The sequence below is a fragment of the Pseudomonas sp. GW821-FHT09C10 genome, assembly GCF_059418085.1.
Genome location: NZ_JBWKPE010000017.1, coordinates 135,754 through 150,016 on the forward strand (window position 1 = coordinate 135,754; position 14,263 = coordinate 150,016).

Annotated in this window: 12 protein-coding genes; 9 read left to right on the forward strand and 3 right to left on the reverse strand. The window is 59.6% G+C overall.

Annotated elements, in window-relative coordinates; genetic code table 11:
- Positions 1-3 precede the first annotated feature (3 nt).
- Entirely contained in the window at positions 4-1,350 is a 1,347-nt protein-coding gene (locus tag AC07OT_RS26955; RefSeq protein ID WP_495109501.1) for a spinster family MFS transporter, read from the reverse strand.
- Positions 1,351-1,601: 251 nt separating this feature from the next.
- Between AC07OT_RS26955 and AC07OT_RS26960 the strand changes: the two genes are divergently transcribed.
- The 3 genes from AC07OT_RS26960 (at position 1,602) to AC07OT_RS26970 (ending at position 6,749) form a co-directional block, all read left to right on the forward strand.
- A complete protein-coding gene (locus AC07OT_RS26960) occupies positions 1,602-1,967 on the forward strand; it encodes a YkgJ family cysteine cluster protein (protein ID WP_115485798.1) in 366 nt (121 codons plus the stop codon).
- A 138-nt stretch (positions 1,968-2,105) separates the two neighbouring features.
- The gene (locus AC07OT_RS26965) at positions 2,106-4,370 is read left to right on the forward strand and encodes a putative bifunctional diguanylate cyclase/phosphodiesterase (RefSeq protein ID WP_495109502.1); all 2,265 of its coding nucleotides are present in this window, start codon (positions 2,106-2,108) and stop codon (positions 4,368-4,370) included.
- A 201-nt stretch (positions 4,371-4,571) separates the two neighbouring features.
- Positions 4,572-6,749, forward strand: coding sequence for a hypothetical protein (locus AC07OT_RS26970; protein ID WP_495109503.1), 2,178 nt, complete (start codon positions 4,572-4,574; stop codon positions 6,747-6,749).
- Between the two features lie 36 nt (positions 6,750-6,785).
- Here the strand turns inward: AC07OT_RS26970 and AC07OT_RS26975 are convergent, their stop codons facing one another.
- Both AC07OT_RS26975 and AC07OT_RS26980 read right to left on the reverse strand, forming a co-directional pair.
- Positions 6,786-7,877, reverse strand: coding sequence for a hypothetical protein (locus AC07OT_RS26975; RefSeq protein WP_141156946.1), 1,092 nt, complete (start codon positions 7,875-7,877; stop codon positions 6,786-6,788).
- A gap of 260 nt (positions 7,878-8,137) precedes the next feature.
- Positions 8,138-8,440, reverse strand: a complete 303-nt coding sequence (locus AC07OT_RS26980) for a DUF2288 domain-containing protein (protein ID WP_065938816.1) — start codon at positions 8,438-8,440, stop codon at positions 8,138-8,140.
- A 340-nt stretch (positions 8,441-8,780) separates the two neighbouring features.
- Here AC07OT_RS26980 and AC07OT_RS26985 point away from each other — a divergent pair, with 340 nt between their 5' ends.
- The 6 genes from AC07OT_RS26985 to AC07OT_RS27010 all read left to right on the forward strand — a co-directional run bounded on the left by AC07OT_RS26985 (position 8,781) and on the right by AC07OT_RS27010 (position 14,250).
- On the forward strand, positions 8,781-9,908 hold the full coding sequence (locus tag AC07OT_RS26985) for a branched-chain amino acid ABC transporter substrate-binding protein (protein WP_065938815.1): 1,128 nt from the start codon (positions 8,781-8,783) through the stop codon (positions 9,906-9,908).
- Positions 9,909-10,137: 229 nt separating this feature from the next.
- Positions 10,138-11,061, forward strand: a complete 924-nt coding sequence (gene livH / locus AC07OT_RS26990; protein ID WP_003172375.1) for a high-affinity branched-chain amino acid ABC transporter permease LivH — start codon at positions 10,138-10,140, stop codon at positions 11,059-11,061.
- Positions 11,058-12,311, forward strand: coding sequence for a high-affinity branched-chain amino acid ABC transporter permease LivM (locus AC07OT_RS26995; RefSeq protein WP_065938814.1), 1,254 nt, complete (start codon positions 11,058-11,060; stop codon positions 12,309-12,311). Before livH ends, AC07OT_RS26995 begins: the two co-directional genes overlap by 4 nt.
- Positions 12,308-13,075 (forward strand): high-affinity branched-chain amino acid ABC transporter ATP-binding protein LivG, encoded by a 768-nt coding sequence (livG, locus tag AC07OT_RS27000; RefSeq protein WP_027604424.1) that lies wholly within the window; start codon positions 12,308-12,310, stop codon positions 13,073-13,075. The genes AC07OT_RS26995 and livG overlap by 4 nt, the downstream gene beginning before the upstream one ends.
- A gap of 1 nt (position 13,076) precedes the next feature.
- A complete protein-coding gene (locus tag AC07OT_RS27005; RefSeq protein ID WP_017844798.1) occupies positions 13,077-13,778 on the forward strand; it encodes an ABC transporter ATP-binding protein in 702 nt (233 codons plus the stop codon).
- A 175-nt stretch (positions 13,779-13,953) separates the two neighbouring features.
- Positions 13,954-14,250, forward strand: coding sequence for a BufA1 family periplasmic bufferin-type metallophore (locus tag AC07OT_RS27010; protein WP_027604425.1), 297 nt, complete (start codon positions 13,954-13,956; stop codon positions 14,248-14,250).
- The last annotated feature ends 13 nt before the right edge of the window (positions 14,251-14,263 follow it).

The window sequence follows — 14,263 nt, forward strand, 5'->3', positions numbered from 1 at the left end:
GAATCAAGCCATCGCAGCCGCAGCCGGTACCTCAACCCCCTTCAACCCCTCCTTCATCCGCTTGGCATCACGCACAAAACTGCGTGACGCCTGGAACAGAAACAGCATCGTCAAGAACAGCGCCACCGGAATCAGGTACATGGCGTCATGCAAGCCCACCGCCTTGTAAGCCTCGGTCATCTGCTCGGCCCCCGCCGCATACATCGCCGCATGGGCAAAATGGTCGGACAACCCGCCCACCACAATCGGCCCCATGCCCCCGCCCAGCAAGTACAAACCGGCAAAGAACAGCGCCATCGCCGTGGCCCGTAGGCGCGGCTCGACCACGTCCTGGATCGCCGTGTACACACAGGTGTAGAAGTTATACGCAAACAACCAGCCCACACTGAACAGCGCCACAAACACGCCGATCTCGATGCGCCCGGCATGCAGGGCCCAGACGGTGGTGACGGTGGAGATGATCAGGCTGCACGCCGCAAACAGCAGTCGGCCATTGGCAACGCGTTGATGGATCTTGTCGGCAATCCAGCCCCCCAAGGTCAGGCCCACCAGGCCGGTCAACCCGACGATGACGCCGGTGGCGACCGCCGCGTCCTGCAGTGGCAGGAGGAAATAGCGCTGCAGCATCGGCACCAGGAACGAGTTGCACGCATAGGTGGCGAAGTTGAAGCACAACCCGGCCAGCACCAGCCACAGAAAGGTCGGTACGGCCAGCACACGGCGAATCGGGCGATCGACGCGCTCCTGGGAGACTTGTACGGCTTCGGCGGCGCCGCGCTTGGGTTCCTTGATATAGAACATGAATACCGCAAGGATCAGCCCCGGCACGGCGGCAATGAAGAACGGCGCGCGCCAGCTGTCGAACGCCTTGACCATCCAGCCGATGGTGAAGAACGCCAGCAACAGGCCCAAAGGCAGGCCCAGCATGAAAATCCCCATGGCCCGGGCACGACGGTGCGCCGGGAACAGGTCGCCGATCAGCGAGTTGGCAGCCGGCGCATAGCTGGCTTCACCGATACCGATGCCCATGCGCACCAGCAAAAACGTCCAGAAACTGCCGACCAGGCCGTTGATCGCCGTCAACCCGCTCCACGCGAACAGGCCCCAGCCCATCAGTTTGCTGCGCGAGCCGGTATCGGCCAGACGCCCCAGCGGCAGGCCGGCAATGGCGTAGACGATGGTGAAAGCGGTGCCGATGATGCCGAGCTGGAAGTCGCTCAGGTGCCATTCCATGCGGATCGGTTCGATGATGATCGCCGGAATGGTGCGGTCGAAGAAGTTGAACAGGTTGGCGAGGAACAACAGGAACAGAATGCGCCAGGCATTCGCCGCTTGGGTCGAGTTCTGCATGGGTCCGTCTCTTTTATTGTTATGAGAGCTGCGATGCCCGATGCATCCCGCCCGGTACCTGCAACATAGTCAGGCGAGCCGTGGTTGTCTGTAATGATTCGTAAAGCTGATAGGGCATGATTTCACCCGACAGCACGGGACTTTGCCGACAAAAATATAAGTGCCTGCCCCCCTTCCCAACGGCCATGACCCGATTAGAATGGCGAGCCTTCCAGTAGTCCCCCACTCTACTTTTCTTATCGATGACGCCCATGTCCGAAGCCAGTCCGTGTCTGAGTTGCGGTGCCTGCTGTTCACACTTTCGTGTGTCTTTCTTCTGGGGTGAGTGCGCCTCCTCGGGAGGGACGGTGCCTGATGACCTGGTGGTGCAGATCAACCCGACCCGCGTGGCAATGATCGGCACCGACCAGAAGCCCGTGCGCTGCTGCAGCCTTGAAGGCGAAGTCGGCAAAGGCACGAGTTGCTCGATTTATGAGCAACGCTCAAGCCCCTGCCGAGAATTCGAGGCTTCATGGAGCCAGGGCGAGCAGAATGTCGATTGCGACGCCGCCCGTGCTGCGTTCGGCCTGCCGCCGTTACAAGCACCGTTCGAGTTGGAGTTGCCCATCAGCGCTTAGCACTAATTGCTATGCACGGCATGCCAAAATCATTCCGAGCAAAGTGCCATTATCGCTGGAAAATCCCGCGAGGCTTCTATACTCGACCTCATAGGTCATCGCCGTAGGCTGTGACGTGACGCTATGACGGGACATGCTATGGAATGGCTAGGTCTGCACTTTTTTACCGACCTCCCAGCGAACGGGCACTTATTACTCAATTGCAGTCATAACCCTTTTCTGGTGCTGTTGGCCTATCTGGTCGCCTGTGCGGCGGGGTTCGGCACCCTGGACATGGCCGAACGGGTTGGCCATGTCGAAGACCCTACCGCTCGCCGCCATTGGCGTTGGCTGGGTGCCGGTTGCCTGGCAGGGGGTATCTGGTCCACTCACTTCATCAGCATGCTGGCCTTCCAGGCACCCATCGCGATTCACTACGAACTGCTCATGACGTTCGCCTCGCTGGCCATCGCCCTGATCGCCTCGTTGTTCGCCATGCAAACCCTCAGTCACACCAAACTGCGATTTAACCAATACCTGCTGGCATCGCTGTGGATGGGCATCGGCATAGCCCTGATGCATTACGTCGGCATGTCGGCCATGCGTTCCCAGGCCCAGGCGTATTTCGAGTCGGGCCTGCTGCTCGCCTCGGTCGGCATCGCCATTGGCGCCAGCCTGGCCGCCCTGTTGTTGTCGAGCTACCTGCGCACCGGTGCCGGCGTCTTCCATCAACTGCTCAAATACGCCGCCAGCCTGATGTTGGGCGCAGGCATTATCAGCATGCACTTTACCGGCATGGCCGCCATGCAACTGATCGTCCCCACCGGCGCCGATCTCTCGCTACCTCTGGACAATAACCCTATCCAACTGGGCCTGTCGGTCGCCGTGATCACCCTGCTGGTGATCGGCAGCAGCATCAGCGCCGCGCTGGCGGATAAAAAGCTGCAACACAAGGAGCGCGACCTGCGTCGGGTCAACGCACTGCTCAGCGAACTGGATCAGGCGCGCGCCTCCCTGCAACAGGTGGCGCATTACGACGCGCTGACCAGCTTGCTTAACCGACGCGGTTTCAATCAGATTTTTGCGGAAAAAATCGCCGAAAAAACGGCTTCAAACGGCATGATGGCGGTTATTTTCCTGGATATTGATCACTTCAAGCGCATCAACGACAGCCTCGGCCATGACGCAGGGGATCAATTGCTCACCGTTCTCGCCAGCCATATCAAAGGCTCCGTGCGCAGCCATGCGGACGTGGTCGCACGGTTTGGCGGCGATGAGTTCTGCATCCTGATCAGCATTCACCACCGCGACGAAGCGCGACACCTGGCCCAACGCATCATGCAAAAGATGAAGGATCCCGTCGAACTGGCCGGTCGCCGTATGGTGATGACCACCAGCATTGGCATCAGCCTGTTTCCCGAGGATGGCCTGACCTGCGAAGAGCTGCTCAAAAACGCCGACCTGGCGCTGTACCAGTCCAAGGACATGGGACGTAATAGCCTGAACTTCTTCAACTCCAACCTGAAGACCCGCGCCTCCCTCGAACTGCAATTGGAAGAAGAGCTACGCAGCGCCCTGCGCGCCCAGAACCAGTTGGTACTGTTCTACCAACCGATCTTTGACATGAAGCTGGGCAAAGTGACACGCCTGGAGGCCCTGGTGCGCTGGCAGCATCCGCAACATGGGCTGCTGACCCCAGCCCGGTTTATCGGGATTGCCGAAAGCAACGGGCTGATCGCCGAACTCGATCACTGGGTCTTGCGCCAAGCCTGCCATGACTTGAGCCTGCTCTCCGACCGCGGCTATACCGAACTGACCATGTCGGTGAATTGCTCGGCCCTGAACCTGGCCCGCGACGAACTGGCGGATGAAATCGAAGACGCACTGCGCTTCAGCGGGATCGGCGCCAACCGCCTGGAGCTGGAAGTGACCGAAAATGCCTTGATGGGCAATATCAGCAGCACCCTGGCCCTGCTGCGGCAAATCCGCGCGCTGGGCGTGTCGTTGGCCATCGATGACTTCGGCACCGGCTACTCCTCCCTCGCCTACCTCAAGCGCCTGCCGCTCAACACCCTGAAGATCGATCGCTCGTTTATCCAGGACATTCCCAAGTCGACCGCCGACATCGAGATCGTCCAGGCAATTATCGGCATGGCTCACACCCTGCACTTGCAGGTGGTGACCGAAGGCGTGGAAACCCAGGCCCAATTCGATCTGCTGCTCAACCATGGCTGTGATTTCGTCCAGGGCTACCTATTGAGCCCGGCGGTGCCCGCCAGTGAAATAATGGGCGCAATGCAGGGGATCGACAGGCGCAATCCGATCACCCCAGCCAGCGTGGCGGGCACCAAGGACACCCCTGCGACAAAAGAGCTGTCCCCAGGCCGCCCCGGATCCACCTCCGTTGTCAGGCCAATTCGCTGACGTCGAATCTTTGGCATTTCGCCATCACTTACCTAAAGATCGCCGACGAACGGCCGATTCATCAGAGTCCGGCCAGGTTTTTCCTGAGCACACTGGGTAAGCCTGATGGTTCGGACAAGGACGCACTGTAAAGTCGCGATCTCCCATTCCGTGATGGCTATTTGATACTTTTCAGCCATCCGTCCAGGCACATGGCGCACAATGACCTCTAAAAATAACTCTGGCACCGTGGTATCCGACGTGTTGCTCCCAGCGCCTGAGGGCAAACCCTCAGGTTCAAAGTCATTGAGCACCGCGCGCCCGCTGGCCACCCAGCAATACCTGTACTTCACCGAAACCAATACCGACCGCATCCTCGATAACCTCGACGGCCTGCGCGACATGGTGTTCCCGCGCCCGCCTCACCTGGAAGGCGACAGCGAGCAGCACAGCGAGCAGGAATTCCCCTCGGTGTGCCTGATCGGCCTGGGCCGCTGCGGTTCGAACATCGCGCTGGACGTGGCGGAGCTGGTGTACAACGCGCGCAAGTTCTACCTCAACGAATTCAGCACCGAAGACAAAACCTTGGATAAGGGCTACAGCCCGGCCCAGTGGATTCGCAACAACCTGCGCCTGGGCGGCGGCAAGGCCAGCAAACCGGTGTTCCTGGTGGAACCGCTGGTGATGCTCGGTGACCTGGACAAGGACATCGCCGGGCGTATCCGTTTCTCGCGCAAGGGCGAAAAAAGCGGCTTCCTGCGCGACTACAGCAAGATGAAAATCATGGACCTCTCCGAAGTCCATGCCGGTGGCGCCGGTAACGCGCCGATCCTCGGCCAGTACCTGGCCAAGATCATCCTCAACAAAGACACCCAGCGCTTTTCCAGCCCCGACTGGAAGATGATCCACTCGTACCTGATCGACTCCTGCGGCATCAAGGCCAACCAGTCGCGCCTGTACTTCTCGATCTTCAGCGCCGGCGGCGGCACCGGTTCGGGCATGGCCTCGGAGTTCGGCCTGGCGCAGCAGCATTCGTACATGAACAAGACGTTCGACACCAAGCCCGCCGACGAACACGACAGCAAAAGCGGCCACGCCTTCGTGTTCGAGCCGATCTTCACCAGCGGCATTTGTGTGCTGCCGAACATCTCCGACCACCGCAGCGAAATGTCCGAAGCGCTGCACATCAACGCCGGGCGACTGCTGTGCAAGTACCTGTCTGAAGAATGGGATTTTTCATACAACTTTGCCAACGAAGACAGCAGCGAAGCCAGCGTGAAGGGGCGCATCCGCCCGTGGAACGCGATGATGCTGATCTCCAACGACATCATGCGCTACGCCGAAGAGAGCGATGACGGCAATATCCAGAACATTGACGTCAATGCCATGGAGAAACACGCCAACCAGTACATATCCCAGCAGATCTTCAACATCCTCACCGCCCAGGCCGTGACCACCGACTACGACCAGAACTACTTCCGTCGCGCCGGCATCGACATCGGCGAAACCATCCGCCTGGATGCCAATGACCTGTTCATGAGCCTGGCCGGGCCGGTGGCGATTGCCTACGCCGAATCCGTCGTACCGGAAACCCCGGTGCCGTCCAATGACAAGTTCAAAGTCTTCGAGAAAGAGCCTCAGCGCCTGAACATCGACGACCTGTTCTTCCGCTCCATCGACCTGCCGCACTTCAACAAGGTCACCCAGGCCATCGAAGGCATCAGCCTGTTGCCGATCGAGTCCAAGCGCTACAAGGCGTCCCTGGAGCAGTACAAGAACTCCGGCTACGACGCGGCGGCGCTGCATGACCTGCACTTCTTCAAGAACTGCTCGTCGGTGGTGTCGATCGTCTCGCTGCCCAAGGACTACAAGCTGTCCTACATGGACCTGAACCGGCTCAAGACGCACCTCAACAGCCTGTTCCCCAACACCACCCTCAAGCGCTATGCCCTGGTGATCGGCGCATCCGCCAACCTGTCGCTGACCACCCTGATCGCCAAGAGCCCGTGCCTGTCGGATGACTTCCTCACGCTGATCGTGGCCTTTATCAAGCGTTGCTTTGCGCGCAACCCGTACCGCTTCGATGACACATTGGACAATTCGATCCTGGACTTCATCATCCACGAGGACTTCGACGAAGACCGCATCGACGAGTTGCTCAACGAGTTTGAAAACCCGGCGAAGATCCTCGATACCAACTGGTACGCGATCAAGCCGATGTATGAGAAGAAGTACCGCGAGTTGATCAACGACAAAGAGAAGTTCGTGTCGATCAATGACATTCGCCTGTCACGGGATTGTGTGAAGAAGGCGATCAAGTACTTGCGCGAGATCTACCGTCACCGCATCGGCAAGACCAAGGTTATTTCGTTGAATAACCACACCGGCAAGACCGCCTAGCCCAGTGTGACGGCGCCGCCTGGCGCCGTTGCAACCTCAGTGCGTCATGCGTTGACGCAGGAACGCGATGATGGTCTTTTCGTCGGCGCGTCTTGCAGGCCGGGGCAAATGCTTCGGCCAGCCGGAATTTTTTGCGCCGAAGAACCGCTTCTGCTCCGCCTCATCCCAGCCACGAATCTCCCGCGAAGCCGATTCCCACCACCCGTGTCGGCACACGTCGTAGTACGGATGCGCAGGCGCCGAACTGCCGTAGAGCAAGTCACGACCGACCTTTTTCAGGTGCTTGCGCTGATTGCGCAGCTTCCACTTGATGCGCAGCCGCTGCCAGGGCGAGGGCACCGGCTTGACTCGCGGCACATCCCTGCATCGCGCTACCAGCTCAGGGCCGAATGCCTCACCGTGAAGGGTGAAGAAGTGCGCTTGCATGGCATGGAAGAAGCGCTTGTCGGCGAAGTAGTGATGAACGAATTTATGCGCCTCGCGCACCTTCTGGTCGCGCATCGCGAAGGAAATCGCGATTTGCTCGATGGTGTGAATATCGAACGAGTTCCGCGTCCACTCGTCGATCAGGCGGATGGAGGCTTCGAGCAGCGGCGCATCGCTGGCACGCACGCCGCACAGACCACTGTTATAGAGTTTGAAGCTGTTATCCGCAGAGATGCCATGGGCCTGCAGGTGCTCGCCCAACTTGAGATAGTCAGGGCGCTTGCAGACATAGCTCCAGTCGTATTCGAAGCCGTCCATCACATACTGGCCCGGCTCTATCAGTTCGAACACACGATGGGGGGACTTGAGGAACAGCGTGTCGGTGTCAACGAACAGGGTCTTGTCCGCCAGCGTAAGCCCATGGGCGATCGCGCAGGCCTTGCGGCGATGGGGGTAACCGTTTTCACCCTGCCATTGGGCCAGGGTCTGCTCGTCCAGGGCGATGGTTTCAACCGGCCAGCCAATGTAATCCTGGGGGCGATCGGTCATGACCCGGATGCACAGCGACTCGCCCGGTTTGAGTTGGGACAGGGCAGTGAGGATGCTGAACTTGGCTTCGCGCCGATAAACGTCCTGGTGACCGTAGATAAGGTAAAGCAGTTGGTGCGAAGGCTTCGCTAAGGGGGACAGCGCTGACGGCATGACTAGCTCCGGGTGACAAGCGGCGAACTTTACCGGAATTCGCCGTTTCCTACGCCGCGATCTGACAGGCATCACTCTTTTATTCACACTGAGAAACAATTCTCCAGCCTATTCACCGGCGAGAAAACTGTTCCCATGACGTGCGCGTCACCCAGTGCTGTGACCTTTCTTCACGGCAAGATGCCATCACGGCGCCCGCGGTTACTCAGCTACACACTTTTAAAACGGAAAATCACGCACCTTTTCAGTGCAACCATTTATCACGCCGCCCTTTCCTGGATCAGTATCCACGGCGAAACCACCACCGCCCACAAGCTCGGGTCACGTTCAACCAGGTCCAATGCCCGCGTCGCAGACACTTCGCAAAGGCTGCCAGCGGCCAACCAGGCAGCGACTTTATCGCGGTTGTCTTCAGCCATTCCCTCGGCGGCCTCGATCAAATCCAGGCCGGCATCGACCCACAATAGGGCACCCTTAGCAAAGAACGGCTCAAGCTCCTTCCAGGAGATTTCGGCGGTTTCACCGAGCAGCTTGGCATAGAGGGTGCTAGGTTCTTGAGTCATGGGAATTCACCTGGGGAAAAATCGGCGCAATCATAGCGCCCCCTCTCCGGCAGAAAAACCCAGTTGCAAATGAGTCATCGATAGAAAGTGTCAGGAAAGCCAAGGATTGCCCGGAACGCTGGCATCACCCCGCCGCAATTCTGTCTTTTTCTTTCATTTAAGCGACACACCCGGCTTTTGCCCCCGGCAGCCAGCTTTTCAAGCGATCAACCGGCGCTCTACACTGTACCGGTACAGTTGCCAGGGCACTGCCGGGGGGATATCCGAGATATCCGATCCGGTTCTGCAGCTCACAAGGCCGCTAGAACTATAAAAAATACAACAGTAAGAGTGGAGCACTATGAATAAGGCTACTAAGCAGATTTCCAAACTGTTTGCCGCTATGGTCCTGGCTGGGGTTGCCGGCCATTCGTTCGCAGCCGACACCATCAAGATCGGCATCGCCGGTCCAAAGACTGGTCCTGTAACGCAATACGGCGACATGCAATTCATGGGTGCCAAGCAGGCCATCGCCGACATCAACGCCAAGGGCGGCGTCGACGGCAAAATGCTCGAAGCCAAGGAATACGACGACGCTTGCGACCCTAAACAAGCCGTGGCCGTAGCCAACAAAGTGGTCAACGACGGCGTCAAGTTCGTGGTCGGCCACCTCTGCTCCAGCTCCACTCAGCCAGCGTCCGACATTTATGAAGACGAAGGCGTGATCATGATTACCCCGGCAGCCACCAGCCCGGAAATCACCGCCCGTGGCTACAAGCTGATCTTCCGCACCATCGGCCTGGACAGCGCCCAGGGCCCGGCGGCCGGCAACTACATCGCCGACCACGTGAAGCCGAAAATCGTTGCCGTCCTGCACGACAAGCAGCAATACGGCGAAGGCATCGCCACCGCCGTCAAGCAGACCCTCGAGAAGAAAGGCACCAAGGTTGCCGTCTTCGAAGGCCTGAACGCCGGCGACAAAGACTTCTCCTCGATCATCCAGAAGCTCAAGCAAGCCAACGTCGACTTCGTCTACTACGGCGGCTACCACCCGGAGCTGGGCCTGATCCTGCGCCAAGCCAAGGAAAAAGGCCTGAACGCCAAGTTCATGGGCCCGGAAGGCGTCGGCAACGACTCCATCTCGCAAATCGCCCAGGGCGCCTCCGAAGGCCTGCTGGTGACCTTGCCTAAATCCTTCGATACCGACCCGGCCAACAAAGCCATCGTTGAAGAGTTCGCCAAGAACAAGCAGGACCCAACCGGTCCGTTCGTGTTCCCGGCCTACTCGGCCGTTGAAGTCATCGCCGAGGGCATCAAGACTGCCAAGAGCGAAGACACCGCCAAAGTGGCCGCAGCCATCCACGCGGGCACCTTCAAGACCCCTACCGGCGACCTGAGCTTCGACGCCAAGGGCGACCTGAAGGACTTCAAGTTCGTGGTCTACGAATGGCACTTCGGCAAACCAAAAACCGAAGTTTCCCCTCAGTAAGCCAGGCGTTACTGGTCCAACAAGCCCACTGTGAGAGCAGTGGGCTTTGTTTTACGAGGTTTATGGGCCTGTCACCCGCGATCCGGGCGCTGGCTCACCTGAAAATCTTAAAACCGTCACCAGCGGTTCGCTGGCAAACGCTTTGTGCAAATGTGCTCACAGAACACAGCACGGGGCCGGAACATGACTCCACCAGTGAAATGCGTATCGGGTTTTTAGGAGCGCTGTAATGCCTGAGATCTATCATTTTTTCCAACAGCTGGTTAATGGGCTGACCATTGGCAGCACCTATGCCTTGATAGCCATTGGCTACACAATGGTTTACGGCATCATTGGAATGATCAACTTCGCCCATGGCGAGGTATACATGATTGGTTCCTACGTGGCCTTCATTGCCCTTGCCGGGCTGGCCATGATGGGTATCCACTCCCTGCCGCTGTTGATGACCGCCGCGTTCCTGGCGTCGATCGTCGTAACCAGTGCCTATGGCTACAGTATCGAGCGCGTTGCCTACCGTCCCTTGCGTGGCAGCAACCGTTTGATCCCGCTGATTTCCGCCATCGGCATGTCGATTTTCCTGCAGAACACCGTATTGCTGTCCCAGGACTCCAAGGATAAATCCATCCCCAACCTGATCCCGGGGAGCTTCTCCTTCGGCCCGGGTGGTGCGGAAGAAGTGCTGATTTCCTACATGCAGATCCTGGTCTTCGTCGTCACCCTGGTGGCCATGCTGGGCCTGACCCTGTTCATCTCCCGCTCCCGTCTGGGGCGCGCCTGCCGGGCCTGCGCCGAAGACATCAAGATGGCCAACCTGCTGGGCATCAATACCAACAACATCATCGCCCTGACCTTCGTGATCGGTGCCGCACTGGCAGCCGTCGCGGCGGTACTGCTGAGCATGCAGTACGGCGTGATCAACCCCAACGCCGGTTTCCTGGTAGGCCTCAAGGCTTTTACCGCAGCGGTATTGGGCGGCATCGGCAGTATCCCGGGCGCGATGCTCGGCGGCCTGGTGCTGGGGGTGGCCGAGGCGTTTGGTGCCGATATTTTCGGCGACCAATACAAGGACGTCGTCGCGTTCGGCCTGTTGGTCCTGGTGCTGTTGTTCCGTCCGACCGGCATCCTGGGCCGTCCGGAGGTTGAGAAAGTATGAGCAGATATCTTAAATCGGCGTTTTTCAGCGCCTTGCTGGTGTGGGCGGTGGCCTTCCCGGTACTCGGCCTCAAGCTGAGCATTGTCGGCATCAACCTGGAAGTGCATGGCACCGGCCCCGTGACGCTGACCATCATCGCCTTGTGTTCGGTGCTGATGTTCCTGCGCGTGCTGTTCACCCAACAGGTCGGTGCCCTGTTCAAGGGCAACCGTGGCCCGTTGGTCTCGCCCAAGGTCAGCCAATTCCTGACCCTGCCGCGCACCCAGCGCTACATCATCATCGGCCTGATCGTGGCCGCGCTGATCTGGCCGTTCTTCGGCTCGCGCGGTGCGGTCGACATTGCCACCCTGATCCTGATCTACGTGTTGCTGGGCCTGGGCCTGAACATCGTAGTGGGCCTGGCCGGCCTGCTCGACCTGGGTTATGTGGGCTTCTACGCCGTGGGTGCCTACACCTACGCGCTGCTGTCGCACTACCTGGGCTGGAGCTTCTGGATCTGCCTGCCGCTGGCCGGCATGGCGGCGGCCACGTTCGGCTTCCTGCTGGGCTTCCCGGTATTGCGCCTGCGCGGTGACTACCTGGCCATCGTGACCCTGGGCTTCGGGGAAATCATCCGTCTGTTCCTGCGTAACCTGACCGACATCACCGGTGGCCCCAACGGCATCAGCAGCATCCCCAAGCCGACGTTCTTCGGGCTGTCGTTCGACCGCACCGCTGCCGAAGGCATGCAGACCTTCCACGAGTACTTCGGGATCGACTACAACCCGGTGAGTAAAGTGGTGTTCCTGTACCTGGTGGCGCTGTTGCTGGCGCTGGCGGCACTGTTCGTGATCAACCGCTTGCTGCGCATGCCGATCGGCCGTGCCTGGGAAGCGTTGCGCGAAGATGAAATCGCCTGCCGTGCCCTGGGCCTGAACCCGACCATCATCAAGCTCTCCGCCTTCACCCTGGGTGCCGCGTTCGCCGGTTTTGCCGGCAGCTTCTTCGCCGCTCGCCAAGGCCTGGTGACCCCGGAGTCGTTCACCTTCATCGAGTCGGCGATCATCCTCGCCATCGTCGTGTTGGGTGGCATGGGCTCGCAGCTGGGCGTGATCCTGGCGGCGATCGTGATGATCCTGCTGCCGGAAATGATGCGTGAGTTCAGCGAATACCGCATGTTGATGTTCGGCGCCATGATGGTGCTGATGATGATCTGGCGACCTCAAGGCCTGCTGCCCATGCAACGTCCACACATGGAGCTGCGCAAATGAGCCGCGAGATCCTGAAAGTCGAAAACTTGAGCATGCGCTTCGGCGGCTTGCTGGCGGTCAACGGCGTCGCCCTGACCGTGAAAGAGAAACAGGTGGTTGCGCTGATCGGCCCCAACGGTGCCGGCAAGACCACGGTGTTCAACTGCCTCACCGGCTTCTACAAGCCGAGTGGCGGCAGCATCCTGCTGGACGGCCAGCCGATCCAGGGGCTGGCCGGCCACGAGATCGCCCGCAAGGGCGTGGTGCGCACCTTCCAGAACGTACGGCTGTTCAAGGACATGACGGCGGTCGAGAACCTGTTGATCGCCCAGCACCGTCACCTGAACACCAACTTCTTTGCGGGCCTGTTCAAGACCCCGGCGTTCCGCAAGAGCGAGCGCGAGGCCATGGAGTACGCTGCGTACTGGCTGGACAAGGTCAACCTCACCGAGTTCGCCAACCGCCCCGCCGGCACCCTGGCCTACGGTCAGCAACGTCGCCTGGAAATCGCTCGCTGCATGATGACCCGTCCGCGGATCCTGATGCTCGACGAACCGGCCGCCGGCCTGAACCCCAAGGAAACCGAAGACCTCAAGGCGCTGATCGGCGTGTTGCGTGAGGAAAACAACGCCACGGTGCTGTTGATCGAACACGACATGAAACTGGTCATGAGCATTTCCGACCATATCGTGGTGATCAACCAGGGCACGCCGCTGGCGGACGGGACGCCGGAGCAGATCCGCGACAATCCTGAAGTGATCAAAGCCTATCTGGGGGAAGCGTAAAATGCTGCAATTCGAAAACGTTTCCACTTTCTACGGCAAGATCCAGGCCTTGCACAGCGTCAACGTCGAAGTGCGCCAGGGTGAGATCGTCACGCTGATCGGTGCCAACGGAGCCGGCAAGTCGACCTTGCTGATGACCTTGTGCGGCTCGCCGCAGGCCCACAGCGGCAGCATCCGCTACATGGGTGAAGAGCTGGTGGGCCAGCAGTCGTCGCACATCATGCGCAAGAGCATTGCCGTGGTGCCGGAAGGCCGGCGGGTATTCTCACGCCTGACCGTGGAAGAAAACCTGGCCATGGGTGGGTTCTTCACCGACAAGGGCGACTACCAGGAGCAGATGGACAAGGTGCTGCACCTGTTCCCTCGACTCAAGGAGCGCTTCAGCCAGCGCGGCGGCACCATGTCCGGCGGCGAGCAGCAAATGCTCGCCATCGGTCGCGCGCTGATGAGCAAGCCCAAGCTGTTGCTGTTGGACGAACCTTCACTGGGCCTGGCACCGATCATCATCCAGCAGATCTTCGACATCATCGAACAACTGCGCAAGGACGGTGTAACGGTGTTCCTGGTGGAGCAGAACGCCAACCAGGCGCTGAAAATCGCTGACCGCGCCTACGTGCTGGAAAACGGCCGGGTGGTGATGCAGGGCACTGGCGAGCAGTTGCTGACCGATCCGAAGGTGCGTGAGGCGTACCTGGGCGGCTAAGAGACGGTGGCTGGATAAGCCGGATCTCATGTGGGAGGGAGTAAGTTCCCTCCCACATTTTTTTGCATTGTTTGAAATTATTTAGTCTGACCTTGTAACGAACATCCCCCTCCCGCCTCTAGTGGTGCAAGCAGGCATTCAAGCCCGCTCCTCAACCTACTGCTGGAGATCCATCATGACCACCAAACTGTCCGCTGCTAGCCTCGTCCTCGCCCTGAGTTCGGCCTTGAGCCTGTCCGCCCTGACCACCACCGCCCACGCTGCCGACGACATGCAGAAGTGCTTCGGCGTCGCTGAAGCCGGCAAGAACGATTGCGCCGCCGGTGCCGGCACATCCTGCGCCGGCACCTCGAAAACCAAGGATCAGGCCAACGCCTGGAAACTGGTCCCGGCCGGCACCTGCACCCAAACCCCAAGCTCCACCTCGCCGACCGGTTTCGGCCAGGAAGCCGCCTTCACCGCCAAGTCCTGACCCCTCCCCGGCC